27 protein-coding genes and 1 riboswitch are annotated in these 25,371 nt (G+C 70.3%); of the genes, 20 read left to right on the forward strand and 7 right to left on the reverse strand.

All coding sequences use genetic code 11. The features are described from left to right. Positions 1 to 2: 2 nt before the first annotated feature. From NRY95_11320 to NRY95_11395, 16 genes are all read left to right on the forward strand, one after another. Entirely contained in the window at positions 3 to 749 is a 747-nt protein-coding gene (locus NRY95_11320) for a hypothetical protein (protein UYC14349.1), read from the forward strand. Positions 750 to 814: 65 nt separating this feature from the next. After that, positions 815 to 1,399 carry a sigma-70 family RNA polymerase sigma factor gene (locus NRY95_11325; GenBank protein ID UYC14350.1) on the forward strand — a complete coding sequence of 195 codons (585 nt, stop codon included), beginning with the start codon at positions 815 to 817 and terminating at the stop codon, positions 1,397 to 1,399. Continuing rightward, positions 1,396 to 2,034: a zf-HC2 domain-containing protein gene (locus NRY95_11330; GenBank protein UYC14351.1), complete on the forward strand. Its 639-nt coding sequence runs from the start codon at positions 1,396 to 1,398 to the stop codon at positions 2,032 to 2,034. Before NRY95_11325 ends, NRY95_11330 begins: the two co-directional genes overlap by 4 nt. Beyond that, positions 2,031 to 3,362, forward strand: coding sequence for a S8 family serine peptidase (locus NRY95_11335; protein UYC14352.1), 1,332 nt, complete (start codon positions 2,031 to 2,033; stop codon positions 3,360 to 3,362). Before NRY95_11330 ends, NRY95_11335 begins: the two co-directional genes overlap by 4 nt. An 11-nt stretch (positions 3,363 to 3,373) precedes the next feature. Beyond that, a complete protein-coding gene (locus NRY95_11340; protein ID UYC14353.1) occupies positions 3,374 to 4,174 on the forward strand; it encodes a heme ABC transporter permease in 801 nt (266 codons plus the stop codon). Beyond that, a complete protein-coding gene (gene ccmD, locus NRY95_11345; protein ID UYC14354.1) occupies positions 4,171 to 4,389 on the forward strand; it encodes a heme exporter protein CcmD in 219 nt (72 codons plus the stop codon). The genes NRY95_11340 and ccmD overlap by 4 nt, the downstream gene beginning before the upstream one ends. After that, positions 4,373 to 4,861 (forward strand): cytochrome c maturation protein CcmE, encoded by a 489-nt coding sequence (ccmE, locus tag NRY95_11350; GenBank protein UYC14355.1) that lies wholly within the window; start codon positions 4,373 to 4,375, stop codon positions 4,859 to 4,861. The genes ccmD and ccmE overlap by 17 nt, the downstream gene beginning before the upstream one ends. A 58-nt stretch (positions 4,862 to 4,919) precedes the next feature. Next, complete coding sequence (locus tag NRY95_11355) at positions 4,920 to 6,905, forward strand: heme lyase CcmF/NrfE family subunit (protein ID UYC14356.1); 1,986 nt, start codon at positions 4,920 to 4,922, stop codon at positions 6,903 to 6,905. After that, positions 6,902 to 7,444, forward strand: a complete 543-nt coding sequence (locus tag NRY95_11360; protein ID UYC14357.1) for a DsbE family thiol:disulfide interchange protein — start codon at positions 6,902 to 6,904, stop codon at positions 7,442 to 7,444. The genes NRY95_11355 and NRY95_11360 overlap by 4 nt, the downstream gene beginning before the upstream one ends. Then, positions 7,441 to 7,920, forward strand: coding sequence for a cytochrome c-type biogenesis protein CcmH (locus NRY95_11365; protein UYC14358.1), 480 nt, complete (start codon positions 7,441 to 7,443; stop codon positions 7,918 to 7,920). Before NRY95_11360 ends, NRY95_11365 begins: the two co-directional genes overlap by 4 nt. Next, positions 7,914 to 8,570, forward strand: a complete 657-nt coding sequence (locus tag NRY95_11370) for a cytochrome C biogenesis protein (protein ID UYC14359.1) — start codon at positions 7,914 to 7,916, stop codon at positions 8,568 to 8,570. Before NRY95_11365 ends, NRY95_11370 begins: the two co-directional genes overlap by 7 nt. 105 nt (positions 8,571 to 8,675) lie before the next feature. Next, a complete protein-coding gene (locus NRY95_11375; GenBank protein UYC14360.1) occupies positions 8,676 to 9,170 on the forward strand; it encodes a retroviral-like aspartic protease family protein in 495 nt (164 codons plus the stop codon). Continuing rightward, positions 9,170 to 9,688, forward strand: a complete 519-nt coding sequence (locus tag NRY95_11380) for a retropepsin-like domain-containing protein (protein ID UYC14361.1) — start codon at positions 9,170 to 9,172, stop codon at positions 9,686 to 9,688. The genes NRY95_11375 and NRY95_11380 overlap by 1 nt, the downstream gene beginning before the upstream one ends. Before the next feature lie 423 nt (positions 9,689 to 10,111). Beyond that, positions 10,112 to 10,459: a DUF3649 domain-containing protein gene (locus tag NRY95_11385; protein ID UYC14362.1), complete on the forward strand. Its 348-nt coding sequence runs from the start codon at positions 10,112 to 10,114 to the stop codon at positions 10,457 to 10,459. Beyond that, positions 10,456 to 12,075 (forward strand): PepSY domain-containing protein, encoded by a 1,620-nt coding sequence (locus tag NRY95_11390; protein ID UYC14363.1) that lies wholly within the window; start codon positions 10,456 to 10,458, stop codon positions 12,073 to 12,075. Before NRY95_11385 ends, NRY95_11390 begins: the two co-directional genes overlap by 4 nt. Beyond that, positions 12,072 to 12,404 (forward strand): DUF3325 domain-containing protein, encoded by a 333-nt coding sequence (locus NRY95_11395; GenBank protein UYC14364.1) that lies wholly within the window; start codon positions 12,072 to 12,074, stop codon positions 12,402 to 12,404. The genes NRY95_11390 and NRY95_11395 overlap by 4 nt, the downstream gene beginning before the upstream one ends. A gap of 115 nt (positions 12,405 to 12,519) precedes the next feature. On the opposite strand, the gene crcB is transcribed toward NRY95_11395, so the two are convergent. From crcB to NRY95_11430, 7 genes are all read right to left on the reverse strand, one after another. Continuing rightward, positions 12,520 to 12,909 (reverse strand): fluoride efflux transporter CrcB, encoded by a 390-nt coding sequence (gene crcB, locus NRY95_11400; protein ID UYC14365.1) that lies wholly within the window; start codon positions 12,907 to 12,909, stop codon positions 12,520 to 12,522. Further along, on the reverse strand, positions 12,906 to 13,310 hold the full coding sequence (locus NRY95_11405; protein UYC14366.1) for a hypothetical protein: 405 nt from the start codon (positions 13,308 to 13,310) through the stop codon (positions 12,906 to 12,908). Before NRY95_11405 ends, crcB begins: the two co-directional genes overlap by 4 nt. Then, positions 13,307 to 14,677 (reverse strand): voltage-gated chloride channel family protein, encoded by a 1,371-nt coding sequence (locus NRY95_11410; protein UYC14367.1) that lies wholly within the window; start codon positions 14,675 to 14,677, stop codon positions 13,307 to 13,309. The genes NRY95_11405 and NRY95_11410 overlap by 4 nt, the downstream gene beginning before the upstream one ends. Before the next feature lie 82 nt (positions 14,678 to 14,759). Next, positions 14,760 to 14,830, reverse strand: a riboswitch (Fluoride riboswitch). Between the two features lie 156 nt (positions 14,831 to 14,986). Beyond that, a complete protein-coding gene (locus NRY95_11415) occupies positions 14,987 to 16,294 on the reverse strand; it encodes a replication-associated recombination protein A (protein ID UYC18568.1) in 1,308 nt (435 codons plus the stop codon). Between the two features lie 335 nt (positions 16,295 to 16,629). Next, a complete protein-coding gene (gene lolA, locus NRY95_11420) occupies positions 16,630 to 17,256 on the reverse strand; it encodes an outer membrane lipoprotein chaperone LolA (GenBank protein ID UYC14368.1) in 627 nt (208 codons plus the stop codon). 74 nt (positions 17,257 to 17,330) lie between these two features. Next, entirely contained in the window at positions 17,331 to 19,277 is a 1,947-nt protein-coding gene (locus NRY95_11425; GenBank protein ID UYC14369.1) for a DUF3857 domain-containing transglutaminase family protein, read from the reverse strand. Between the two features lie 101 nt (positions 19,278 to 19,378). Continuing rightward, positions 19,379 to 21,733, reverse strand: a complete 2,355-nt coding sequence (locus NRY95_11430) for a DNA translocase FtsK 4TM domain-containing protein (GenBank protein ID UYC14370.1) — start codon at positions 21,731 to 21,733, stop codon at positions 19,379 to 19,381. 298 nt (positions 21,734 to 22,031) lie between these two features. Between NRY95_11430 and trxB the strand changes: the two genes are divergently transcribed. The 4 genes from trxB to infA all read left to right on the forward strand — a co-directional run bounded on the left by trxB (position 22,032) and on the right by infA (position 25,256). Further along, positions 22,032 to 23,000, forward strand: coding sequence for a thioredoxin-disulfide reductase (gene trxB, locus NRY95_11435; protein UYC14371.1), 969 nt, complete (start codon positions 22,032 to 22,034; stop codon positions 22,998 to 23,000). A gap of 54 nt (positions 23,001 to 23,054) precedes the next feature. Then, entirely contained in the window at positions 23,055 to 24,176 is a 1,122-nt protein-coding gene (locus NRY95_11440; GenBank protein UYC14372.1) for a GNAT family N-acetyltransferase, read from the forward strand. A gap of 29 nt (positions 24,177 to 24,205) precedes the next feature. Next, entirely contained in the window at positions 24,206 to 24,943 is a 738-nt protein-coding gene (gene aat, locus NRY95_11445) for a leucyl/phenylalanyl-tRNA--protein transferase (GenBank protein UYC14373.1), read from the forward strand. Between the two features lie 94 nt (positions 24,944 to 25,037). Continuing rightward, a complete protein-coding gene (gene infA / locus NRY95_11450; protein ID UYC14374.1) occupies positions 25,038 to 25,256 on the forward strand; it encodes a translation initiation factor IF-1 in 219 nt (72 codons plus the stop codon). The last annotated feature ends 115 nt before the right edge of the window (positions 25,257 to 25,371 follow it).

A 25,371-nucleotide genomic window follows, 5' to 3' on the forward strand; every position in this document is an offset into this window, starting at 1 on the left:
CGTTGCAGCGGCGCGCGCAGGCCTGCCCCCGCCAGCGCAGCCGCTGGGGTCCGCTGGGCAGCGTCGCGTTGGCGCTGGCGGTGTGGTTGCCGGGTGCCGACGCCGTCGCCGCGCGCGTGGGCGGTGCGCTGGGGCTGAGTTCGCAGCTGGTCGATCGCGGCGTGGCGGTGACTCCGGCCACATCCACCGTGCAGGGCGCCGCGTATTGGCTCCCGGCACCGGGCTGGTCGCTGAGCGTGTCCGCCAGCAGCTTGCTGCGCAAACCCGGGGAGCTGCGCCTGGTCACGGCCGAGGCCTCGCGCAACTGGACGCTGTCGGACAACTGGCAGATGCAGGCTGGCCTGCTGTACTACGTCTACCCCGCCAATCGGGTCGAGAAACTGCTCAATCGCAACGAAGCCAGCCTGGGCTGGTCGTACCGGGACCTGCTGAGCTTCTCGGTGGCCGCGTTCCAGCTGCCCGACAGCGGCGACCGCGGCCGCTGGTACAAGGCGGCCGACCTGAGCGTGCACCAGGCCTTGCCGGCGCACCTGGCGCTGTCCGCCGGCGTCGGCATCAGCCAGGCGCCGTCCGCCCTGTACGGCCTGGGCAGCGCCGAGCACTACCGCTACGGCCACGCCGGGCTGCTGTGGAACGCCGGCTCGTGGACGGCCGAGATCGACCGGGAATTCAGCGGCGCGCGCGGCGGCTACGCCTGGCATGCCAAGCCCCCCTGGCCTTGGGTGATCACCGTGTCGCGGTCCTTCTGAGTCCCACGCAACCTTTTGCCCGCCGAACCGGCACAGACCGACGTCCGTTGCGAGTCCATGCCTTCATGAACGAAACCGATCCCCTTGGCGATGCCACCGACCGCGTGCTGCTCCGGCGCATGGCCGGCGGCGACCGCGACGCGCTGGCCACCCTGTACCGCAACTACCACGGGCGGTTGTGCCGGTTCCTGTCGCGGCTGACCCGGCGCCCGGACATCATCGAGGAAGCGATCAACGACTGCTTCTGGATCGCCTGGCAGAAGGCCGGCGACTTCCGCGGCGATTCGCAGGTCTCGACCTGGATCATGGGCATCGCCTACCGCTGCGGGCTCAAGGCGATCCGCCACCACAGCGACGAGGCGATCGAGGACGGGGTGACCGCCGAAGACCACTTCGCCGCCACCGACCCGGACGAGGACCGCGAACTGCGCGACTGGCTGGGCAAGGGCCTGGAGCGGCTGTCGGCCGACCAGCGCCTGGTGGTCGAACTGGTCTACGGCCTGGGCCACAAGCTGGAAGACGTCGCGGCGATCATGCAGTGCCCGGTGGGCACGATCAAGGCGCGGCTGTTCCATGCGCGGGTCAAGCTGCGCAACGTGCTGCCCGGATTGGCCGGCGGCGCTTCCCCTCTGACGGAGAGCGTGTCATGAAGACAGGCTTCAACGAGCCGGGCAACGAGTGCTCGCACGCCTGGGAACTGATGCCGTGGGTGCTGCAGTCCAGCGCCACGGAAGAACAGCACGACTGGCTGATCGCGCACCTGGCCAAGTGCAGCTTCTGCAGCGCCGAGTTCGCGCAGCAGAGCCGGCTGCGCCTGGCGATGTCGCTGCCCAGCGACGTGCCGGTGGACGCCGAGGCCGGGCTGCAGCGCCTGCTCGGCCGCCTCGACGCGCCCGAGCCGCAGCGCCAGCCGGCGCGCGTGCGCTCCAGCTGGACCACGCGGGCGCTGGTCGCCGCGGCGCTGCTGCAGGCGGTGGGCCTGGGCGTGCTCGGGGCCAGGCTGTCCGCCAGCGACCAGAGCGCCAGCTACCGCACCCTCAGCGATACCGCGCAGCCGCTGGCCGCCGACGCGATCCGCGTGGTGCCGGATGCGCACATGTCCCTGGCCGACTGGGACGCCCTGCTGCGTAAGCTGCAGCTGCGCGTGGTCGGCGGCCCCAACGGCGCTGGCGCCTACACCGTGGTGCCGGTCCAGGCCGGCTCGCCGGCGCAGCCGCAGCGCAGCGTGCAGCAGTTGCGTGCGACGCCCGGCATCCGCCTGGCGGAGCCGATTTCCGCACCATGAGCCTTTCTCGCGCCGGCCTGCTCTTCGCCTGTCTAGTGCTCGGCGCTTGCGCCCATGACCGGCGCAACGCTGCCGCCACACCTGCTGCTGCGGCGGCGGCAACCGCGAAGACACCGACCCTGGACGCCTCGCCGACGCTGGACAGCCAGCGCCAGATCGTGCTCGCCGTGGCCAATCCGATGGCCGCGCCGGGCCGCCACGCCGGCTCCAACCTGATCGGCTACGCCTCCTCCAGCTACTACGGCGCAGGCGCCCAGGCCGCCGGCATGCTCGATGCGTTGACCCGCCGCTATGGCCTGCGCGCGGTGACCGGCTGGCCGATCAAGCCGCTCGGCCTGTACTGCGTGGTGCTGGAGCCGGCACCGGGGGTGCAACGCGACGCACTGCTCGCGGCGCTGGCCAAGGACGAACGCGTCGCCCTGTCGCAACCGTTGCAGGACTTCGCCACCTATGCCGACCCGGCGCCGCCGGCCACGCCGACGCCGCCGCTGCACTACAACGATCCCTACGTGGACATGCAGCGCGGCTTCGTCGCCACCAATGCCGCCGCCGCACAGGCGCTGAGCCAGGGCCAGGGCGTGACCGTGGCCATCGTCGATACCGGCGTGGACACCGCGCATCCGGACCTGCAGGGCCGCCTGCGCGACGTGCGCGACCTGGTCGCCGCCGATCCTGCCGCGTTCAACCGCGACCACCACGGCACCGAGGTCGCCGGGATCATCGCCGCCGGCAGCAACAACCATCTGGGCATCGTCGGCATGGCGCCCAAGGCCATGCTCGACGTGTACAAGGCCTGCTGGTACCCGCAGCGCGCCGGCGCCGGCGCCGGCTGCAATTCCTTCACCCTGGCCAAGGCGCTGGTCGCGATCGGCGACACCCGCACGCGCATCATCAACCTGAGCCTGGGCGGGCCGGCCGATCCGCTGCTGCGCAAGCTGCTCGAGCAGTTGCTGCGGCAGGGCCGCATCGTGGTCGCGGCGATGCCGCCGGACGGCCGCCTGGACGGCTTTCCCGACGGCACCCCGGGCGTGATCGTGGTACGCAGCAGCAGCGCCACCCCGTCGCCGCCGGGCGTGCTCAGCGCGCCCGGCGAGGACATTCTCACCACCCAGCCCAACGGCGCCTACGATTTCACTTCCGGCTCGTCGATGGCCACCGCCCACGTCAGCGGCGTGGTCGCGTTGCTGCTGTCGCTGGCGCCGCAGCTGGATGCGCGCAGCGTGCACGAGCTGCTGCGCCGGACCAGCCGGCAACGCGACGGCCTGCTGCAGGTGGATGCCGCCGCCGCGGTGCAGGCGCTGCCGCGCACCGCCACCACGGCGCGCTGAGCGCGGCGGCCATGGCCAAGTGGATTCCGCAGTGGCTGCACCGGCTCGGCTCGCCGCCGACGTTCTACCGCATCGCCGGCACGATCCGCCCGTGGGCGCTGGGCGCGGCGCTGCTGCTTGGCGCGGTCGCGTTCTACGGCGGCCTGGTGCTGGCGCCGCCGGACTACCAGCAACACGACGCCTACCGGATCATCTTCATCCACGTGCCCAGCGCCTGGATGAGCCTGTTCGTGTATGCCGCGATGGGCGCGGCCGGCTTCGTCGCCCTGGTGTGGCGGCTGAAGCTCGCCGAAGTGGCGTGCATGGCCTGCGCCTCGATCGGCGCGGCGTTCACCTTCATCACCCTGTGCACCGGCTCGCTGTGGGGCAAGCCGATGTGGGGCGCCTGGTGGACCTGGGACGCGCGGCTGACCTCGGAACTGGTGCTGCTGTTCCTGTACCTGGGCGTGATCGGCCTGTACCGCGCGATCGAGGATCCGCGCCAGGGCGCGCGCGCCGCCGCGCTGCTGGCGCTGGTCGGGCTGATCAACCTGCCGATCGTGCATTTCTCCGTGGTCTGGTGGAACACCCTGCACCAGGGCTCGACCGTGCGCGTGCTGGGTCCGTCGAAGATGCCGCTGGCGATGCTGTGGCCGCTGCTGACCGCGGTGCTGGCGAGCAAGTGCTATTACCTGGCCAGCCTGCTCGGCCGCATGCGCACCGACCTGCTGGCGCTGGAGCGCGGCAAGGGCTGGGTGCGGGCGCTCGCCCTGGCCGCACACGCGCCGGCGCCGCTGCCGGAAGCGCGCCTGGCGGCGGAGCACGCGGCATGAGCGGGTTCTGGGCGATGGGCGGCTACGCGGCCTACGTGTGGACCGCCTATGCGCTGTTCCTGCTGGTCCTGCTGCTGGACACGCTGCTGCCGCGCTGGCGGCAGCGGCGCCTGCTCGCCGACACGCGCGCCCAGTTGCTGCGCGAACAGGCGCGGCGCCAGCGCGGCGCCTCTTCTTCCCGCTTGCCCGGTAGCGCCGATGAATCCCACCCGTAAGCGCCGCCTGCTGATCGTACTGCTGGTGCTGGGCGCCGCCGCGCTCGCCACCGGCCTGTTCGTGCTGGCCCTGCAGCACAACATCAGCTACCTGTTCACGCCCAGCCAGGTGCAGGCCGGCCAGGCCGACGGCTACCGCGTGTTCCGCCTCGGCGGCATGGTCAAGGCCGGCTCGATCCGGCGCAGCGCCGATTCGCTGCGGGTGGAGTTCACCGTGATCGACAAGTCCGGCGCCACCGCGGTCGCCTACACCGGGATCCTGCCCGACCTGTTCCGCGACAACCAAGCGGTGATCGCCACCGGTTCGCTGCACGGCGCCGCTTTCGTCGCCACCGAGGTGCTGGCCAAGCACGACGAGACCTACATGCCGCAGGAACTCAAGGACGCGATGGCGCAGGCCCACGCCGGGCGTACCGCGGCAGCGGTTTCCGCGTCGATTTCTGCATCGCCCGCCAGGTCGGCGCCGCCATGACGCGGGCACCGCAGTGCCGCGCCGCGCTGCGCCGGCCGCGCTCGGGCGCACGGCTGCAATGACCGCGGAACTGGCCCAGCTCGCGCTGATCCTGGCCCTGCTGCTGGCGCTGGCACAGGGGCTGCTGCCGCTGCTCGGCGCCTGGCGCGGCGATGGCGCGCTGATGGCGGTGGCGCGGCCCGCTGCGTATGCGCAGGCGCTGTTCGCCTGGCTGGCCTTCGCCCTGCTCGCCCATGCGCTGCTGCGCCTGGATTTCTCGGTGCGCTACGTGGCCGCCAACGCCAACCTGGCGCAGCCCTGGTACTACCGGCTGGCCGCGGTATGGGGCGCGCACGAAGGCTCGCTGCTGCTGTGGATCGCCATCCTTGATCTGTGGACGCTGCTGCTGGCGCGCAGCAGCCGGCACCTGCCGGAGGCGTTCGCCGCGCGCGTGCTGGGCGTGCTCGGCCTGATCGCCGCCGGCTTCCTGGCGTTCGTGCTGTTCACCTCCAATCCGTTCGCGCGGCTGTCGCCGATGCCGCTGGACGGCAACGAACTCAACCCGGTGCTGCAGGATCCGGGCATGGTGTTGCACCCGCCGGTGCTCTACACCGGCTACGTCGGCTTCTCGGTCGCCTTCGCCTTCGCCATCGCCGCCCTGCTCGGCGGCGAACAGCAGCAGGCCTGGGTGCGCTGGGCGCGGCCGTGGACCAACGTCGCCTGGGGCTTCCTCACCGCCGGCATCGTCGCCGGCAGCTGGTGGGCGTATGCCGAACTGGGCTGGGGCGGCTGGTGGTTCTGGGATCCGGTGGAGAACGCCAGCTTCATGCCGTGGCTGGTCGGCGCGGCGCTGATCCACACCCAGGCGGTCACCGAGAAGCGCGGCGCGCTCGGCGCCTGGACCCTGCTGCTGTCGATCCTGGCGTTCTCGCTGTCCTTGCTGGGCACCTTCCTGGTGCGCTCGGGCGTGCTGACCTCGGTGCACGCCTTCGCCGCCGACCCGCGCCGCGGCCTGTACATCCTCGGCTTCCTGATCGTGGCGGTCGGCGGCGCGCTGCTGCTGTACGCGCTGCGCGCGCCGCGGCTGGCCGCCGGCAAGCCGTTCGCGGCGCTGTCGCGGGAAACCGCGATCCTGGTCGGCAACCTGATGCTGACCGTGGCCGCGGCGATGGTGCTGCTGGGCACGCTGTTCCCGCTGCTCGGCGATGCGCTGAAGCTGGGCAAGGTGTCGGTCGGCCCGCCCTACTTCGGCCTGCTGTTCCCGCTGCTGATGCTGCCGGTGGTGCTGCTGCTGCCGTTCGGCCCGTATCTGCGCTGGGGCCGGACCGAGGCGGGCGCGCTGCAGGCGGTGGCCGCGCGCGCCGGCCTGGCCGCACTGGCCTGCGCGCTGCTCGCCTTCGTGCTGACCGAAGGGTCGGCACGCGCGGTCGCCGGCGTCGCCGCCGCGGTGTGGATCGGCGTCGGCACCGCGCTGTATGCCTGCAAACGCCTGCGCGACGCGCCGCGCGGCCGCCGCTTCCCCGCTGAGCTGGCCGGCATGCTGCTGGCCCATGCCGGCGTGGCGGTGTTCGTGGCCGGCGTGCTGCTGTCGGACAGCCTGTCGATCGAGCGCGACGTGCGCCTGGCGCCCGGGCAAAGCGAACAGATCGGCGGCTACGCGTTCCGCTTCGACGGCGTGCGCATGCTCGACGGCCCCAACTGGAAGGCCGAGCAAGGCACGCTGACGGTGAGCCGCGACGGTGCGGCGGTGGCGGTGCTGCATCCGCAGAAGCGCCTGTATTCCAGCGAGCGGATCCAGACCGAGGCGGCGATCGATGCCGGCGTCGTCCGCGATCTGTACGTCGCGCTGGGCGAGCCGATGGACGACCAGCACATCGAGAACGCCTGGACCCTGCGCCTGTACTACAAACCCTTCATCCGCTGGATCTGGCTGGGCGGCCTGCTGATGATGCTGGGCGGTTTCGTCAGCGCCTGCGCGCGCCGGCTGCGTGCGCCGCACCCGGTCGCACCCGGCGCCGAGCTTGCCGCGCCGGTCGCCACGACCGCATCGGCGATACCGCCATGAGCCGGCTGCTGCCCCTGCTCGGTTTCCTGCTGCTGGCCGCGCTGTTCGGTTTCGGCATCTACTGGAGCCGCGCGCACGACCCGCGCGAGGTGCCCTCGCCGCTGATCGGCAAACCGGCGCCGGCGTTCTCGCTGCCGCGCCTGGACGATCCCGCGCAACGCGCCGGCAGCGCCGAATTGCGCGGCCGCCCGTACCTGCTCAACGTGTTCGGCAGCTGGTGCCTGGCCTGCGGCGAGGAGCATCCTGTGCTGCTGGCGCACGCCAACGACCTCGGCGTCGCACTGATCGGCTACGCCTACAAGGACGACCCGCGCGACGCGCGCGCCTGGCTCGCGCAGCGCGGCAATCCGTATGCGCTGGTGGTGGTCGATCAGGACGGACAGCGCGCGATCGACTTCGGTGTCTACGGCGCCCCCGAGACCTTCCTGATCGACGCCCAGGGGGTGATCCGCTACAAGCATGTCGGCGTGCTGACCGCTGCGGTGATCGCCGATGAACTGCGCCCGGCGATCGCCGCGCTGGAGGGAGCACGACGATGAGCGGAGCGGACCCGCGCAATCGGTGCAGCCGGCAATGGGCCATGCCCTGGCAACTGCTGCTGTTGCTGCTGCTCGCCCATGCGCTGCCGGCGGCGGCGCAGGCGGTGGATCCGCTGCCGTTCCGGGATCGGCAGCAGGAGCAGCGTTTCCAGCACCTGACCGCGCAATTGCGCTGCCTGGTCTGCCAGAACGAGAACCTGGCCGACTCCAACGCGACGCTGGCGCGCGACCTGCGCCACCAGGTGTTCGCGCAATTGCAGGCCGGCCGCAGCGATGCGCAGATCAGGCAGTACATGGTCGATCGCTATTCCCGGTTCGTGCTCTACGACCCGCCGCTGGCGCCCGACACCTGGCTGCTGTGGTTCGGTCCGCTGCTGTTCCTGCTCGGTGGCGCGGCCCTGGTCGTGGCCACGCTGCGGCGCCGGGCTGCCGCAGCGCAAGTCCCTGCGCAACAGGAGCCGGAAGAACAATGGTGAGCGCCGGCTTCTGCATCGCCGCCACGTTGATGGTGGCCGTCGCATTGAGCGCCTTGCTATGGCCGCTGCTGCGCCGGCATCCGGGCGCACGCAGGCGGCGGCTGACCGCCGCGGCGCTGCTGGCGGCGACGCTGCCGCTGGCCAGTGCCGGCCTGTACCTGCTGGTCGGCGACCCGGCCGCGCTCGCCGGCGTTCCCGTGCAGGCCGCACCCGCGCCCGATCCGGGCGTGGCGCAGCGGGCACTGCAGCAATGGCTGGACCAGGCCGCGGCGGCAGTGCAGGCGAAGCGCAGCGGCGAGGCACGCGACGCCTACGCGCAGGCGCTGCGGATCGAGCCGGACAACAGCGAGGCGATGCTCGGCTGGGTCGAGGCGGACATGGCCGGGCGGCGCGACTTCGCCGTCGGCAGCACCGCGCACGGCATGCTCGAGCGCGTGCTCGCGCAGCAGCCGGACAACCAGCGTGCCCTGTGGATGCTGGGGATCGGCGAATTCCAGCAGCACCGCTACGCCAACGCCGCGGCGCACTGGCGGCACCTGCTCGGCCTGCTGCCCGATGCGTCGCCGCTGCGCGAGGCAGTGACGCAAAAGATCGCCGCCGCCGAGGCGATGGCCGCAGCGCCTGATGCAGCGCCCGCCGCGGCGCGCTGACGCGCCATTGCTGGCGCGATCTGTCGCACGGTCCCGGCATCCAGATGCCGCCCGCGCTACCCTTCATCGTTCAACGAGAGAGCGAGCCGCACTGTGCAGCACCCCATGCCGGTTTCCCCGAACAGCCCGAACAAGCGCGTCTATCCAATCAGGCCGACGGCAAGCAAGCTCGGCGTCTGCGGCCTGGTGTTGACCGCGTTGATCGCGACCTGCCTCTGGCCGCGCGACGCGACGGCGAAGGTCGCGATGACGCCGGGCATCACCGGGCACCTGCTGGTCCCCGTGTTCGTCAACGGCAAGGGCCCCTACAACTTCATGCTCGACACCGGCGCCGACACCAGCGCGGTCTATGCCTGGTTCGCGTCGCAACAGCGTCTGCCCTCCGGCAAGACCGCGACCATCAGCGGCGCGACCGGGGATGTAGAGGAAACGACGACGCGGCTAGAGTCGCTCTCGCTGGACGGCAGGGCGATCCATCATCTCGACGTGGACACCCTTCCCGACCGGACCGACGGTGTGAAGATCGCGGGAATCGTCGGCGCCGATCTGCTGATGGAGCGCCTGACGGTGATGGACACGGCGTCGGCGCCGATCTGCTGATGGAGCGCCTGACGGTGATGGACACGGGCTGCGAGACCGTCGCGCTGCTGCCGCGCAGCATGCAGGCGGCACGGCTCGCCGGAGGCAGCGCGACCCTGATCGAGGCGGGTTCGATCAGAAACGGCAAGCAATTGACATTGCCGGTCACTGTCAACGGCGTGGCCGGCGTGGCGACGCTCGACAGCGGCGCCCGCTCGTCCATGATCAACACCACCTTCGCCAACGCCGCACGGATCGATCCCGGCTCGAGCGCGTTCCGCGACGGCCCGCCCGCGCGTGGTGCCGTCCAGACGCCCATCCCTTCGCGCATCGGCCCGATCGGCACAGTGCGCTTTGCGGGATCGACCCAGCGCAACGTCGTGGCGCGCGTCGTCGACCTGCCGGTGTTCGACGATGCCGGATACGCCAACGGGCACGCGTTCAACATCGGCGTGGACATGCTCCACGCCATGCGCATCACGCTCGATTACAGTGCGCGCCGGGTATGGATCGGCCCGTCACGCTGTGTTGCCAAGTGAGCAGCCGGGCCTGATTCCAGTTCATGCCAGGCGTTCGATTGCCAGGCGTTCGATGGATGCTGCAAACCCAGCCCTATCCCACAGCTGCCGCGGCGGTGTCCGCGCAACCTGCAGCAATGGCCGCTACCGCCGTCGCTGGCGCTTAGAGGCCGGCACATTCGCCTCGAGACGCTTGCCGGCGCCGTGGCCTGGAATGCCGCGTCTGCTGGCTGCGGCCACGGCACCAGGTACCGCAGGAAGGTTCGATCACCATGGCCGCCGATCAGCCGGCCAACGCCCGGGCGGACGTTGCGCTGCTCGCCCTGGCGGAGCATTGCGCAGCAAATACGGGAATGCGTATCATTAACTCGTTCGGCAGGATTCATCGCCGCCACGCTCCTGCCTAGCCCGATGCCAAGCCGGTGCCTCTCCCGACAGGCTTCCATGCATCCAGTTGCGCCCGCCCCGCTGCGCGATCCACGCGCCCCGCGCCCGCCCGCCGCCTCGCGGCGTCCATTGCCGCCCTGGCTGGGCGTGCTGACGCGCAGCCTGGCGGCGATCTTCGGCGGCTATGCGCTGGCCGCGGCGACCTCCGCGCTGCTGCCCTTGCTGTGGCCAAGCCTGCGCGCGCAGGCCGTGCTCAGCGGCATGATGCTGGGCATCCTGGTCTGCGCCTGCACCGCGTTGTGGGCGTTCGCCGCGCGCAGCGCCGCCCGCGCCTGGCTGGGGATCGTCGCGGTGCTGGCGCCGATGGCCCTGGCCATCGCCTGGCTGCCGCAGCACGCGCCATGAAGCAGGGATTCCGCCAGTCGATGGCCTGGCTGCACACCTGGACCGGGCTGCTGGTCGGCTGGGTGCTGCTGCTGATCTTCATGGCCGGCACCGCCAGCTATTTCCGCGACGAGATCAGCCGCTGGATGCGCCCGGAGCTGCCGAGCGCGCAGCTGGGCACCGATACCGTCGCCGCGCGCGCGGTCGCGTTGCTGGAGCGGCAGGCGCCGCAGTCGCCGCAATGGACGGTGTCGCTGCCGGGCGCACGCTCCTCGTTCACGCAACTGTTCTGGCGCAATCCACCGCCGGCCGACGGCAGCCGGCAGAGCCGCAGACAGATGTTCGGCGACGCCTTGCTGGATCCGCTCAGCGGCCAGGCCAGCAGCGCGCGCGACACCCGCGGCGGCGAGTTCTTCTATCGCCTGCACTTCGACCTGCACTACATCCCGGTGCTGTGGGCGCGCTACATCGTCGGCTTCTGCGCCATGTTCATGCTGGTGGCGATCGTCAGCGGGGTCATCACCCACAAGAAGATCTTCAAGGACTTCTTCACCTTCCGCCCGGCCAAGGGCCAGCGCTCGTGGCTGGACTTCCACAACGTCAGCGCGGTGCTGGCCCTGCCCTACCACGCGATGATCACCTACACCGGGCTGGTCACGCTGATGCTGATGTACCTGCCGTGGGGCATCAAGGTCGCCTATCCGAACGCCGAAGAAGCCTTCTACGCCGAAGCGTTCTCGCAGCCGGCCAATCCCCGCGAAGCCAGCGGCCAGCCGGGCGCGCGCCTGCCGATCGCGCGCCTGCTGGACGTGGCCCGCGCCGAATGGGGCGCGCAGGCGCCGATCGCCGGGTTCTCGCTGTACAACCCGGGCGATGCGGCGGCGGTGATCGAGATCCGCCAGGGCGAAGGCCGGCGCCTGGCCTACGATCCGCCGTCGCTGCTGCTGGATGCCGGCAGCGGACAGGTCCTGGCGCGCAGCGGCAACCCCGGCGCGGCCGCGCAGACCCGCAGCACGCTGTACGGCCTGCACCTGGCGCACTTCGCCGGGTCCGGACTGCGCTGGCTGTTCTTCGGCTCCGGCCTGCTCGGCTGCCTGATGGTGGCCAGCGGCGTGATCCTGTGGGCGATCAAGGAACGGCCCAAGCACGCCAAGGCCGGCCGGATCGGTTTCGGCCTGCGCCTGGTCGATGCGTTGAACATCGGCACGGTGGCCGGCCTGCCGATCGCCTTCGCCGCCTATTTCTGGGGCAACCGGCTGATCCCGGTGCATGCGGCCGAGCGCCCGGATCAGGAAGCGGCCGTGTTCTTCCTGGCCTGGGCGAGCGCGCTGCTGGCCGCCTTCGTCTGGCCCAGACGCGCGATGTGGGCCTGGCAGCTGTCCCTGGGGGCCGCGCTATTCATGCTGCTGCCGGTGCTCAATGCGTTGACCACGGACGCGCACCTGGGCAGGACCGTGCCGGCCGGCGATTGGGCGCTGGCCGGGGTGGACCTGGTCTGCTTCGGGCTGGGTTGCGTGCTGGCGGCCGCGGCGCGGCGCATGCAGCGCTGGCAACCGCCGCTGTCGGCGGCCGAACGCCGCGCACGCGAACGGGCGGCGGCGCAGCCCGTGTCGACCGCGGCGCTGGAGACGCCATGAACCTGCTCGGCCTGGGCCTGGCCTTTTCCGGCTTCGTCGCGCTGTGCCTGGCGATGGAGAAACACCAGCTGGAGCTGTACGGCGCGCAGCGCGCCGCGCCGGCGCGGATGCGCCAGCTGCGCATCGGCGGCTGGCTGCTGCTGGCCGCGGCGTTCGCGTGCAGCGTGACAGCGCTGGGCTGGACCATCGGCCCGGTGCTGTGGCTGGGCACGCTCAGCGCCAGCGCCGCGCTGCTGACCTACGGCCTGCTGCCGTACCGGCCCGGCGCCATCGTGCCGCTGGCGCTGGCCGCACCGCCGCTGGGCCTGGCGGCCGCGCTGCTGTCGTGAACCAAGTCGCCGCATCGGCCTCGAATCCTTCGGTCCCGCAGACCGGGGTGCGGCTGCTGGCGATCCTGTCCGGTGAAGAAGCTGAGTTGACAGCCCTTCATTGCAGCGTCCTCGCTCAGGTTTCGCGGGCCAGGGAAATGGTGGCCATGCCCAGCAGGGTCATCAGCAACGAACCGCCGACGTGCAGCGCCAGCATGCCGGCCGACCACCCCAGGCGGCCGTCGCGCAACAGCAGCAGCAGCTCGGCGGAGAAGGTCGAGAAGGTCGACAATCCGCCGGCCAGGCCGGTGATGACGAACAGGCGCCAGGCCGGCGACAGAGTCGGCATCGCGCCGAAGAACGCGATGCCGGCGCCGACGATGTAGGCCGCGATCAGGTTCGACGCCAGCGTGCCCATGGGGATGTACGGCACGAACGCATTCATGCTCAGGCTCAAGGCGTACCGCAGCAAGGCGCCGAGCATCGCGCCGATGCCGATCGCGAGAATCGTGTGGAGACTGGTCATGAAGGGGGAGCCTTGCCGGCATACGCCGCGTGCTGGGGGGCATTGTGCGCAAGAGGCAACTCGCACAGGAAGAGCACAGCATGCACCTTGCGCAGCTCGTCGGCATGCACGAGCGCGAAGTCGCGCAGGCGCTGCCCGGTGTCCAGCGACTCCAGGCATTGCGGATGCCGCATGCCGGTCAGCTCGGGGTGGTGATGCGACAGCCGTTGCCCGGGCAGGTAGCCGTGACTGACCTGGTGCAACACGGCCTGCGCGATACCTGCCTTCCTGGCGACCGCCAGCAGATGGTCGGCGAGCGCCGGCGCCGTCAGGCGGTGCCACAAACGCGTGGCACCGGCTTTGCTGGAGATCGGGAAATAGAGCCGCAGCGCGGCAATGTGGCGCTGGGTGTCCTGGCTCACTGGTTGCCCTCCTCGCTCGCGCTTGCGGGCGCGCTGCCGTCCTGCGGTGTCGGCGGTGGTTGTCCGTCCTGCCGGTTCTGCTGCGTGCGGAACTGCGCCAGTTCGGCGATGCGCAAGGCTTCTGGAACGGCGTGCCCGTGGCTGCGATGCTTGCCATGGCCCACGCGCTGGGCGTGGTAGATGCCGGTGTGGCCGGAGAACAGGTAGGCCGTGACGCAACCGATCGCCGCCAGCGGGCCGATGTCGGCGCCGAACAGCTCCATGGCCAGCAGCGTCGTGGCGATCGGCGTATTGGCGGCGCCGGAGAACACGGCGACGAAGCCGATCCCGGCCAGCAGCGGGAACGGCAGGTGCAGCAGCGGCGCCAATGCGTTGCCGAGGGTCGCGCCGATGTAGAACAGCGGCGTGACTTCCCCGCCCTTGAAGCCGGTGCCCAGCGAGGCCACGGTAAACGCCAGCTTGCCGAAGAAATCCCATGGCGCCATCGGCTGCTGGAAGGAACGCACGATGTCGGGGATGCCCAGGCCGATGTAGCGGTAGGCATCGAGCGCCCACACCGCGGTGGCGACCACGCTGCCGCCGACGGCCGGCCGCAGCGGCGCATAACCGATGCAACGTCTGACCAGCGCGCCGAGCCGGTGCGTGGCGGTGGCGAACAGCATGCCGACCAGGCCGAACACGATCCCCGCGGCGACCACCGCCAGCACGCTCGACACGCCGACCGGCACGACCCGACCCACCGCATAGTGCGTGTGATGCACGCCCCACGCCAGGCACGCCTGGTCGGCGACGATCGCAGCGACGATGCACGGGAACAGCGCGTCGTAGCGCATGCGTCCGATCGCGAGCACTTCCAGCCCGAACACGGCGCCGGCCAATGGCGTTCCGAACACCGAGGCGAATCCGGCGCTGATGCCGGCCATCAACAGGACGCGCCGGTCCTGACGCTGCATGCGCAACACGTGCGTGAGCTGGTCGGCCAGCGCCCCGCCCATCTGCACGGCGGTTCCCTCGCGGCCGACCGATGCGCCGAACAGATGGGACACCACCGTTGCGCCCAGCACCAGCGGCACCATGCGCAAGGGCACGACCTTCCTGGGGTCGTGGATCTCGTCGATGATCAGGTTGTTGCCGCCATCCACGCTCCTGCCCAACAGGTGGTAGACCAGGCCGACGCCGAACCCGGCTGCGGGCAGCAGCCAGATGACCCAGCGATGCGCTTCGCGCCAGGCCGTGGCGCGATCGAGGGACACCAGGAAGAACGCGGAGGCGGTGCCTGCAAGCAGGCCAACCACGCTGGCGATCAGCAGCCACTTGCCCAGATAAGGCAACAGTTCGAGTTGTTCGGGTCGGCGGAATGTGCGCATCGGTCTTGTCTGCTCGAAGGGATCGGGCTGACCGACAGCAAGGGGTGCGGACGCATGCGCCTACAGCCCCGACCGTGGTCAGGTGTCTGTAGGCGTCATCAACTGCGCCGTGGGGGCAGTGGTTGAAGGAGGAACGCCATCTCCTGTAGACGAATTATGGAACGCGGCCAGTCGCCTGTCCAGCCGCGCCCCGATATGCCCTGCCCTTCGATTCGGCCGGCGATCCAGGCGCGTGGCGATGCAACCGCATCGTCGGCGTCGCCGCTGCGGGAAAACGGCGCGCAGGCATGTCGCCTGCCGCGCCGCCGGTCACCGCGTCGGCTTGCCCTTGTCCGCCCGCGCCTGCTCGCGCGCGGCGCGCAGCCGGTCGAGCTTGTCCTTGAGCTTGATCTCCAGGCCGCGCTCCACCGGCCGGTAGTACACGCGCTCGCCCATCGCATCCGGAAACCCGGTCTGGTCCAGGGCGATGCCGCCTTCGGCATCGTGGTCGTACTGGTAGTGCTCGCCGTAGCCGAGGGTCTTCATCAGCTTGGTCGGCGCGTTGCGCAGGTGCAGCGGCACGTCCTGGGTGCCGCTCTCGCGGACTTCGGCCTTGGCCTGGTTGAAGGCGGCGTAGCCGGCGTTGGACTTGGCGGTGCTGGCCAGGTACAGCACCAGTTGCGCGAAGGCCAGTTCGCCTTCCGGGCTGCCCAGCCGCTCGTAGATGTCCCAGGCTTCCAGCGCCATCTGCTGGGCGCGCGGATCGGCCAGGCCGATGTCCTCGATCGCCATGCGGGTCAGGCGCCGCGCCAGGTAGGCCGGATCGCAGCCGCCGTCGAGCATGCGCGTGAGCCAGTACAGCGCCGCATCCGGGTTGGAGCTGCGCACCGACTTGTGCAGCGCCGAGATCTGGTCGTAGAACTGCTCGCCGCCCTTGTCGAAGCGGCGGGTGCGGTCGGCCAGCACCTGCAGCAGGGTCTGCGGGGTGATCTCGCCGTCCTCGCCCTGGGCCAGCTCGGCGGCGATCTCCAGCAGGGTCAGCGCGCGCCGCACGTCGCCGTCGGCGGCGCTGGCGATCTCCAGCAACGCCGCGTCCGATACCTGGATCGCGTCCTCGCCCAGGCCGCGCTCGCTGTCGTGCAGCGCCCGCTGCAGCGCCTCGACGATGTCCTGCGGCGACACCGATTCCAGCACGTGCACGCGGCAGCGCGACAGCAGCGCCGAGTTCAGCTCGAACGACGGGTTCTCGGTGGTGGCGCCGACGAACAGGATGGTGCCGCGCTCGATGTGCGGCAGGAACGCGTCCTGCTGCGCCTTGTTGAAACGGTGCACCTCGTCCACGAACAACACCGTGCGGCGCCCGTCGGCGAAGCGCTGCGCGGCCTCGGCCAGCACCAGCCGCACCTCCGGCAGGCCCGACAGCACCGCCGAGATCGCCTTGAACTCGGCCTCGGCATAGTGCGCCAGCAGCAGCGCCAGGGTGGTCTTGCCGCAGCCCGGCGGTCCCCACAGGATCATCGAATGCACGCGCCCGGACTCGACCGCGCGGCGCAGTGCGCTGGCCGGGGCCAGCAGGCGTTTCTGCCCGACCATTTCGTCCAGCGTGCGCGGGCGCATGCGCTCGGCCAGCGGGCGCATCGCCTCGCGATCGACGCTCAGCAGGTCGGGGGTATCGGGGGCGAGGAGTCTGCGTTTGGCCACCTGCGCATTCTATCGCCGGCGCGTGCAGGCCGCGCGTTGCGGGCCGGCGCCGCCCTGCCCTGCGAGCGCCGCCGCAACGCACCGGACGCTGTCACCGACGGTTACGGCTTGCTCGGCGAACGCGATGGGCGCAACGCGTGCCGGACCTGGGCGGCGGTCGTGCCGGCCGCGGCGGCGATGCCGGTGGAGATCGTCGCCGGCGGATGGACGGGTTCGGTGGCGCTGCTCGCCGCCTGTGTTCACATGCTGACGAGCATGCCTCGGCTCGCGCCTCAGCGGTCGCCGACCACGTCCACGTCCTTGTCCGGCACGTAGCGAAAGGTGCCGGCGGCGAAGGCCGGGTTGCGCTGCCAGCCGCTGAAGCTGATCTCGGTGCGCTGGCCGACCGCATCCACCACCTCCATCCGCGCCAGGCCGTTACCGTCGAAGCCGAGCTTGGCGATCTGGAAGCTGGCCTCGGTGTCCACCTTGGGCGTCATCGACAGCCACTGCAGGCCGTCGCGCGCCACCGCTTCCTCGCTGACGTCGTACTGGCGGTCCAGCTTGCCCGGGTCGATCAGCGCGGTCAGCGGGCTGTTCTGCTCCTCGGCGCCCTGGGTGCGCACGGTGGCCTGCTTCAGGTCCGGATCGTAGACCCAGACCTTGGCGCCGTCGGCGACGATCAGCTGCGTATAGGGCTTGCGGTATTCCCAGCGGAACAGGCGCGGCGCCGACAGCGCGACGCGGCCGCTGGCGGTTTCCTTCAGCGCGCCCTTGCCGTCGTAGACCTTCTGCGCGAACTGGCCGTCCAGGCCCTTGAGCCCGCGGGTGAAGGTGTTGAGGTCGTCGCGCGCGCCGGCGAAGGCGCTGCCGGCCAGCAGCGCGCTGGCGAGGACGGTATAGCGGAGTGTGCGAAGCATGCGGATGGAGTTCCGGATGGAGTGTGGGAAGTGTGCCGCGAACAAGCTGAATAGGCGATCAGACGGTGAGGCGCTCAGTGCCCGGTCTGCATGCGGCCGAGGTCGCCGTACAGGATCTGGCCGCGGAAGCCGCGCCGCACCTGCTGGTACAGCTCGCGGAACGCGGCGTAGTCCTGCGGCTGGCACAGCGCCTGCGGGCCGTGCACCGCGCGCCGGTGCAGCGTGTGCGTGGCGACCACGGTCTGCCCGTCGCGCACCCAGGTCGCGGCGTATTCGCCGGCGGCGTTGCGGAAGCGGGTGTCGGCGGGGATGGCGATGATCGGCACGCTGTCCGGAAAGGTCAGCCGGTAGGTCTCGCTGCGGGCGTTGTCGTTGCAGTAGAACGGGGTCAGGTTGCGCTCGGCCGAGGTGGTCGCATAGACCCCGCGCACCGAATCGGCGCCGGGCATCTGCGGCAGGGTCATGCCGCCGACCACGCCGAAGTCGACGTAATCGCTGGCGTGAAATTTATAGGCGTAGCCGAACGGCCGGCTCAGATCCTGCGGTGCGCCCTGCAGCGCCAGTTCGCCGCTGCCGTCGAAGCCGGACGCGGCCAGGATCGATTCCTCGATGCGGGTGCGGTTCTGCGCATTGAGCTGCACGAACATGGTGCGCAGGCCGATCTCGCCGATCTGGCCACTGTCCAGCCTGGTCGTACCGCTCAGGCTGCCGTCGGCCGCGAAGCGGTAGTCGGCCTCGGCCTGGTACAGGTTCACCCGCGCGTCGTTGGGCGGGGTCCGCGCCACGCTGCCGTCGACGGTGTGCAGCACCGGCACGCCGAGATCGCCGGCCGGCAGCTGGCCGAAGCGCGCGTAGGGATTGGTCGAGTCCACGTACAGCTTGAACTCGGGCAGATAGGTGATGGCGTGGTTGAAGCGGCCGAGCACCGGCACCTCGGGCAGGGTCGGCCCGCCTTCGGCGCCGATCAGCACCGGCGTGCTGGCGATGCCCTTGGCCGCCAGCAGCGCCTCCAGCACCACGGTGTGGTCCTTGCAGTCGCCGTAGTGGTTGTCGAGGATGCTGTCGGCGCTGTTCGGCTCCAGCCCGCCGTTGCCCAGGTACACCGCCACGTAGCGGATGTTGCGCGCCACCCACTCGTAAAGCGCCGCGGCCTGTGCGCGGCGCTCGCCGATGCCGGCAGTGATCTGCTCGGCGCGGGCGCGCACCTTGGGCGTGACCTGCGCGGCGGCGCCGCTGCTGCGCTGGTAGGCCTGGCCCATCTGCGACCAGCGGCGGAAGCTGCTGGCCATGATGGTCGGGCTGAACTCCCAGGTCGCCGCCGCCCAGTTCTGGCTCTTCATCGGCTCGCGGCGCTGGTAGCGCCATTCCCAGCGCGCCTGCGCGCCGTCGATCTTCGGCGTGTCGGCGCCGTCCACGCCGCGCGTGGACAGGTGCATCGGCATGCGCCGCGGCGCAACCAGGGTCACCGTGGCGTCGTCGTACTGGGAGAACACGCTGAAGGTCTCCCACAGGCTGAAGTAGCCGGGGAAGTACGGTACGGTCTGGGTGCGGCGCACCCGGTACACCAGCCGCGTGCCCGGCATCAGGTTGGGGAACACCACCACCTTGACCTTGCGGTCGGCGTACATCGCCGCCGAGGCGCTGGAATAGCTTTCCTGGGTGTAGATCTTGTCGGCCGGCACGTCGTGGCGCAGCCCGTCCGGGGTGATCGCATAGGCGGCCAGCACCTCCAGCGTCTCCAGCTTCTCGCTGTAGCTCAGCCGCACCTGGCTGAACTTGTCCACGCCGGCCTTGGTCTTCAGCAGCAGCTCGACCTCATCGGTCTCCACGCTGCTGGCGTCGTCGCGCACCTCGTAGTCGGCGCGGTAGCGCACGTAGCTGTAGTTGTTGGCGACTTCGGGCGTGGCCGCAGCCGGGCTGGCCGCCGCGGCGGCGGCTGGCGGCTGCGCGGCGGCAGCGGATCCGGCCACGGCAAGGACGGCGCACAGCAACAGGCGCACGGTGCAGGCGGTTCGGGACATCGGCAACGGCAGCGGGCGGAAACGGCCGCCAGCATCGCATGCGCTGTTGCGCCGGGCGGTTCCGATGGCCGGGAACCGGGATGCGGGCCGCGTCGCGCGCCTCACTTCGGCGGCGGCGGCGCCAGCACGCTGCGGTCGCCGTTGTGTTCGGGCGGGCTGACCACGCCGGCCGCCTCCATCGCCTCGATCAGCCGCGCGGCGCGGTTGTAGCCGATCTTCAGCCGCCGCTGCACGCCGGAGATCGACGCGCGGCGGGTCTCGGTGACGATGCGCAGGGCCTCGTCGTACAGCGGGTCGGATTCGTCCCCGCCGCCGCCGCTGCTCTCCGGCAGGCCGGTGGCGCCGACCACGGTGCCATCGCCCATGGTCTGCACTTCGTCGAGCACGCCCTCGATGTAGTCGGCCGGGCCGCTGGCCTTGAGGTGCTCGACCACGCGGTGCACTTCCTCGTCGCTGACGAAGGCGCCGTGCACGCGGTCGGGCATCGCCGTGCCCGGCGGCAGGTACAGCATGTCGCCGTGGCCGAGCAGGGTTTCGGCGCCGGACTGGTCGAGGATGGTGCGCGAATCGATCTTGGAACTGACCTGGAAGGCGATGCGGGTCGGGATGTTGGCCTTGATCAGGCCGGTGATCACGTCCACCGACGGGCGCTGGGTGGCCAGGATCAGGTGGATGCCGGCCGCGCGCGCCTTCTGCGCCAGGCGCGCGATCAGTTCTTCGACCTTCTTGCCGACGATCATCATCATGTCGGCGAATTCGTCGATGAAGATGACGATGAACGGCAGCGTGTCCAGCGGCCGCGGCGCCTCGGCCAGGTCCGGGTTGGGCTTGAACAGCGGGTCCATCATCGGCTGCCCGGCGTCCTGCGCGTCCTTGACCTTCTTGTTGAAGCCGGCCAGGTTGCGCACCCCGACCGTGCTCATCAGCTTGTAGCGGCGTTCCATCTCCGCCACGCACCAGCGCAGGCCGTTGGCGGCCTCCTTCATGTCGGTGACCACCGGCGCCAGCAGGTGCGGGATGCCCTGGTAGACGCTCAGCTCGAGCATCTTCGGGTCGATCATCAGCATCCGCAGTTCCTTGGCCGAGGCCTTGTACAGCAGGCTCAGCACCATCGCGTTGACCGCCACCGACTTGCCCGAGCCGGTGGTGCCGGCGACCAGCAGGTGCGGCATGCGCGCCAGGTCGGCCACGGTCGGGCGGCCGGCGATGTCCTTGCCCAGCGCCAGGGTCAGCGGACTGGCCGACTTGTCGTATTCCTTGGAGCGCAGCAGCTCGCTGAGATAGATCATCTCGCGGCTGACGTTGGGGATCTCCAGGCCGACCACCGACTTGCCCGGGATCACGTCGACCACGCGCACCGACTTCACCGACAGGCCGCGCGCGATGTCCTTGTCCAGCGAACTGATCTGGCTGACCTTGACGCCCGGCGCCGGCTCGATCTCGAAGCGGGTGATCACCGGGCCCGGATAGGCACCGACCACCTGCGCCTCGATGCGGAAGTCCTTGAGCTTGAACTCGATCTGCCGCGACAGGGTCTCCAGGGTTTCCTCGGAATAGCCCTTGGTCTGCGGCTTGGGATCGTCGAGCAGGGCCAGCGGCGGGATGCCGGACTGGTCGCCGCCGGTGCCGTGGAACAGCGGGATCTGCTGCTCGCGCTTGGCCCGCTCGCTCTTCTCCACCACCGGCGCCGGCGGCGGCTCGATCTTGACCGGTTCGCGCTTGGCGCGCTGCACCGCATCGACCTTGCGCACTTCCTCGCGTTCCTCGCGCATGGCGCGGGTCTGCTGCCATTCGTTGGCCTGCTGGCTGCCGCGCCGGGCCAGCGTCGGCAGGGTCATCACCGCGCGGCCGATGCGCTCCATCACCGCGAACCAGGACAGGCCGGTGGCCAGGGTGATCGATACCAGCAGCAGCACGATCACAAAGAGATTGGCACCAAGTGCGCCAAAACCAGCGCTGAGCGATCCGCTGACGATCTTGCCGAGGATGCCACCCGCCTCGGCCACCTCGCCAGCGAACAAGCGCAGGTGCAAGAAGCCGGCTGCCGAAATCAGCAGGCCAACCATGCCCACCAGTCGCAGCGCTGGGCCCAGATCGCTCTCGGATTGATCCTCACGCTCGCCTAGCAAGGCGATCCAGGCAATCGAGCCAAGCACCACTGGCAACATGAATGCGACGTAGCCGAAAAACTGTAGCAGCACGTCTGAAGCGATGGCGCCGAACTTGCCGCCCATGTTGTGGACGGGCGCAACCACGCTGCCCGTGTGGGTCCATGCCGGGTCGCTATTCGAATGTGTGGCCAGGCTGGCCAGCAGATACAGCAGCAGCGGCGCGATCGCGATCAGCGCCAGGTCGCGCCACAGCTTCTGCCGGCGCGGATTGGCCGCGGCGGCCTGCTTGCGTGCGGCTGCGTTGGCGCCCTGGGATTTGCCGCGTTCCGGAACCTGCTTCGCCACGCTATGACCAGACCTTAGAAATACACCGTTAGTGATTGATAATAAACGAATCGGATCGGCATTTCAGCAGTCGGCACCGGATCGGCAGGCGAAGCCCGAATCGTCCAGCGCCCTCTCCCCCGCCGCGACGCGGCGGCATGGACACGCGGCGGGCGCAAGGCGGCGCGCTGGCCGCAGGCCGCAGCGTTCTCGCCACGCGGCTTGATTCCTCCCAGGCCGGCCGCCACTCTATGCGACTATGCCGGAAGCCGCGCAATGCCGCGAATCCGCCGCCATTTCCATCTGTTCGCGAGTATACATGAGCTCTTCTGCCGCCAATTCCGCCAAGCATTCGCGCCTGCTGATCCTGGGGTCGGGCCCGGCCGGCTGGACCGCCGCGGTCTACGCCGCGCGCGCCAATCTCAAGCCGCTGGTCATCACCGGCCTGCAGCAGGGCGGCCAGCTGATGACCACCACCGAGGTCGACAACTGGCCCGGCGACGCCCACGGCCTGCAGGGACCCGACCTGATGGCGCGGATGCAGGCGCATGCCGAGCGCTTCGACACCGAGGTGATCTTCGACCACATCCACACCGCCGACCTGTCGCAACGCCCGTTCAGGCTCAGCGGCGACAACGCCGAGTACACCTGCGACGCGCTGGTCATCGCCACCGGCGCCACCGCCAAGTACCTGGGCATCCCCTCGGAAGAAGCGTTCAAGGGCCGCGGCGTGTCCGCCTGCGCCACCTGCGACGGCTTCTTCTACAAGGACCAGGACGTGGTCGTGGTCGGCGGCGGCAACACCGCGGTGGAAGAAGCGCTGTACCTGTCCAACATCGCCCGCAAGGTCTACCTGGTGCACCGCCGCGACACCTTGCGCGCCGAGAAGATCATGCAGGACAAGCTGTTCGCCAAGGTCGCGGCGGGCAAGATCGAGACCGTCTGGCACCACGCCATCGACGAAGTGCTGGGCAACGAGGCCGGCGTCACCGGGGTGCGGGTCAAGTCCACCCAGGACGGCAGCACCCGCGAGATCGAAGCGCATGGCTTCTTCGTGGCCATCGGCCACCACCCGAACACGCAGCTGTTCGACGGCCAGCTGGCGATGAACAACGGCTACCTGGAGATCCGCTCCGGCCTGGGCGGCGCGGCCACCGAGACCTCGGTGCCGGGCGTGTTCGCCGCCGGCGACGTCGCCGACCAGCACTACCGCCAGGCGATCACCTCGGCCGGCTTCGGCTGCATGGCCGCGCTGGATGCCGAGCGCTATCTGGACAAGGGTGCCTGAGCCGGCGCCCACGCGTCCATCGATGTCGCCCGCCACACGCAAGCGAGCGCGGACATGAGTCGCGTGCGCTGGCTGCACCGGCTCGACGAGGTCGCCGCCGCCGACTGGGACGCCCTGCACGACGGCCGCAACCCGTTCGTCGCGCACGCCTTCCTGGCCGGCCTGGAACGGCATGGCTGCCTGCGCCCGGACTGGGGCTGGAATCCGCTGCACCTGACCCTGTGGGACGGCGACGCGCTGGTCGCCGCCGCGCCCGGCTACCTGAAGACCAACTCGCACGGCGAATTCGTGTTCGACCATGCCTGGGCGCATGCCTATGCGCGCTACGGCCAGGACTACTTCCCGAAATGGCTGTGCGCGGTGCCGTACTCGCCGGTGACCGGACCGCGCCTGCTGGCACGCGATACGACCGGACGCCAGGCGCTGCTGGCCGCGATGCAGGCGTTGACCCAGGCCAGCGGCCTGTCCTCGGCGCACGTGAACTTCCACAGCGCCGACGAGGACGCCGCGTTCGGCGACGATTGGCTGGCGCGCAGCGACGTGCAGTACCAGTGGCACAACGACGCCGGCTGGGCCGAGTTCGACGCCTACCTGGCGGCGATGGACCACAAGCGGCGCAAGAACATCCGCCAGGAGCGGGCCAAGGTGCAGCGCGCCGGCATCGGCTTCCGCGTCGTGCACGGCGACGAAGCCAGCGCGGCCGACCTGCAGGCGATGTACGCGTTCTACCTGCGCACCTTCGACGACTACGGCAATTCGCCGGCGCTGACGCTGGAGTTTTTCTCGCATCTTGCGCGAGAAATGCCGCGTAATCTCCTGATATTCCTAGCCATTCTGGATGAAACGCCGGTGGCCGGAGCGCTGTGCCTGCGCGGTGGCGACACCTTGTACGGCCGCTACTGGGGCGGCGACACCCTGCCCGGCCTGCACTTCGAGACCTGCTACTACCAGGGCATCGACTACTGCCTGCGCGAAGGCCTGACCCGCTTCGAGCCCGGCGCGCAGGGCGAGCACAAGATCGCCCGCGGCTTCCTGCCGCGGCTGGTGCGCAGCCGCCACTGGATCGCCGACCCCGGCTTCCGCGCGCCGCTGGCCAACTGGTGCGCGGAAGAAACCGCAGCGGTGCGCCAGCATGCGGCGACCCTGCTGCGGCACTCGCCGTTCCGCCAGGACTGAGCCGCCGCCCGATCGGCTACGCTGCGCCGATGCGCCGTCTCCCTGCCCTGCTTGCCGCCGATCCGGCCGCCCCGTTCCCGCCCGCGACCAGCGCGCTGCGCGAACCGGAGGGATTGCTCGCGATCGGCGGCGACCTGACCCCGACGCGCCTGCTCAATGCCTACGCGCACGGCATCTTCCCGTGGTACTCGGACGGCGATCCGATCCTGTGGTGGAGCCCGGATCCACGCACCGTGTTCCGCAGCGACGGGGTGCGGCTGTCCTCGCGCTTCCGCCGTTCGCTGCGCCATTCGCCGTGGCGGGTGCGCGCCGACACCGCATTCGCGCAGGTGATCGCCGCCTGCGCGCAGGCACCGCGCCGCGGCCAGGACGGCACCTGGATCACCGCCGAGATGACCGCCGCCTACGTCGCCCTGCATCGCGCCGGGCACGCGCACTCGGTGGAGGTATTCGACGGCGAGGCACTGGTCGGCGGCATCTACGGCGTGGCGTGCGGACGCATGTTCTTCGGCGAAAGCATGTTCAGCGCGCGCAGCGGCGGCTCCAAGGTGGCGCTGGCCGCGTTGGCCAGGCGCCTGCACGGCTGGGGCTGGCCGCTGATCGACGCCCAGGTCGAGAACGACCACCTGCTGAGCCTCGGCGCGCAGCGCTGGCCGCGCGCCGCCTTCCTCGACGCGGTCGCCACGCTGGTGGCCAAGCCTGCCCCGGCCGGCCCGTGGACGCCGCATTTCGGCGCGCTGGCGGCCGCGGAACTGGCCTCGCCCTGAGCGGCATTAACGCAAACTTTGCATGCTGCGGCCGAGACGAGTAAAATCCCCGCTCTTAAGGCCTTTGGCCGCACGCGAAATCGCACAGGATTACATGTCGAAAGACGACTCCATCGAATTCGAAGGCACCGTCAGCGAGACGTTGCCCAATACCACCTTCCGGGTCAAGCTGGAAAACGGGCACGAGATCATCGCCCACATCTCCGGACGCATGCGCAAGAACTACATCCGCATCCTGACCGGCGACCGGGTGAAGGTCGAGATGACCCCGTACGACCTGACCAAGGGTCGTATCACCTACCGCATGAAGTGACCGCCCCGCAGCGGTCGTAAGAAAGGCGGCCATCGGCCGCCTTCTCGTCTCTCATCGGTGACATCGCAAGGCGGCTGCAGGGTCTGCAGCCGCCTTTCGTCGTGCCTGGCGTTCT

Origin of the sequence: Xanthomonas campestris pv. phormiicola (genome assembly GCA_025666215.1) — a bacterium.
Taxonomy (GTDB): domain Bacteria; phylum Pseudomonadota; class Gammaproteobacteria; order Xanthomonadales; family Xanthomonadaceae; genus Xanthomonas_A; species Xanthomonas_A campestris_A.

Excerpts from the sequence above, each read along its gene's own strand:
- NRY95_11325 (UYC14350.1), top strand. The coding sequence starts at position 815 with ATGAACGAAACCGATCCCCTTGGCGATGCCACCGACCGCGTGCTGCTC.
- NRY95_11330 (UYC14351.1), top strand. The coding sequence starts at position 1,396 with ATGAAGACAGGCTTCAACGAGCCGGGCAACGAGTGCTCGCACGCCTGG.
- NRY95_11335 (UYC14352.1), top strand. The coding sequence starts at position 2,031 with ATGAGCCTTTCTCGCGCCGGCCTGCTCTTCGCCTGTCTAGTGCTCGGC.
- NRY95_11340 (UYC14353.1), top strand. The coding sequence starts at position 3,374 with ATGGCCAAGTGGATTCCGCAGTGGCTGCACCGGCTCGGCTCGCCGCCG.
- ccmD (UYC14354.1), top strand. The coding sequence starts at position 4,171 with ATGAGCGGGTTCTGGGCGATGGGCGGCTACGCGGCCTACGTGTGGACC.
- ccmE (UYC14355.1), top strand. The coding sequence starts at position 4,373 with ATGAATCCCACCCGTAAGCGCCGCCTGCTGATCGTACTGCTGGTGCTG.
- NRY95_11355 (UYC14356.1), top strand. The coding sequence starts at position 4,920 with ATGACCGCGGAACTGGCCCAGCTCGCGCTGATCCTGGCCCTGCTGCTG.
- NRY95_11360 (UYC14357.1), top strand. The coding sequence starts at position 6,902 with ATGAGCCGGCTGCTGCCCCTGCTCGGTTTCCTGCTGCTGGCCGCGCTG.
- NRY95_11365 (UYC14358.1), top strand. The coding sequence starts at position 7,441 with ATGAGCGGAGCGGACCCGCGCAATCGGTGCAGCCGGCAATGGGCCATG.
- NRY95_11370 (UYC14359.1), top strand. The coding sequence starts at position 7,914 with ATGGTGAGCGCCGGCTTCTGCATCGCCGCCACGTTGATGGTGGCCGTC.
- NRY95_11375 (UYC14360.1), top strand. The coding sequence starts at position 8,676 with ATGCCGGTTTCCCCGAACAGCCCGAACAAGCGCGTCTATCCAATCAGG.
- NRY95_11380 (UYC14361.1), top strand. The coding sequence starts at position 9,170 with ATGGAGCGCCTGACGGTGATGGACACGGGCTGCGAGACCGTCGCGCTG.
- NRY95_11385 (UYC14362.1), top strand. The coding sequence starts at position 10,112 with ATGCATCCAGTTGCGCCCGCCCCGCTGCGCGATCCACGCGCCCCGCGC.
- NRY95_11390 (UYC14363.1), top strand. The coding sequence starts at position 10,456 with ATGAAGCAGGGATTCCGCCAGTCGATGGCCTGGCTGCACACCTGGACC.
- NRY95_11395 (UYC14364.1), top strand. The coding sequence starts at position 12,072 with ATGAACCTGCTCGGCCTGGGCCTGGCCTTTTCCGGCTTCGTCGCGCTG.
- crcB (UYC14365.1), bottom strand. The coding sequence starts at position 12,909 with ATGACCAGTCTCCACACGATTCTCGCGATCGGCATCGGCGCGATGCTC.
- NRY95_11410 (UYC14367.1), bottom strand. The coding sequence starts at position 14,677 with ATGCGCACATTCCGCCGACCCGAACAACTCGAACTGTTGCCTTATCTG.
- NRY95_11415 (UYC18568.1), bottom strand. The coding sequence starts at position 16,294 with ATGCGCCCGCTGGCCGAGCGCATGCGCCCGCGCACGCTGGACGAAATG.
- lolA (UYC14368.1), bottom strand. The coding sequence starts at position 17,256 with ATGCTTCGCACACTCCGCTATACCGTCCTCGCCAGCGCGCTGCTGGCC.
- NRY95_11425 (UYC14369.1), bottom strand. The coding sequence starts at position 19,277 with ATGTCCCGAACCGCCTGCACCGTGCGCCTGTTGCTGTGCGCCGTCCTT.
- trxB (UYC14371.1), top strand. The coding sequence starts at position 22,032 with ATGAGCTCTTCTGCCGCCAATTCCGCCAAGCATTCGCGCCTGCTGATC.
- NRY95_11440 (UYC14372.1), top strand. The coding sequence starts at position 23,055 with ATGAGTCGCGTGCGCTGGCTGCACCGGCTCGACGAGGTCGCCGCCGCC.
- aat (UYC14373.1), top strand. The coding sequence starts at position 24,206 with ATGCGCCGTCTCCCTGCCCTGCTTGCCGCCGATCCGGCCGCCCCGTTC.
- infA (UYC14374.1), top strand. The coding sequence starts at position 25,038 with ATGTCGAAAGACGACTCCATCGAATTCGAAGGCACCGTCAGCGAGACG.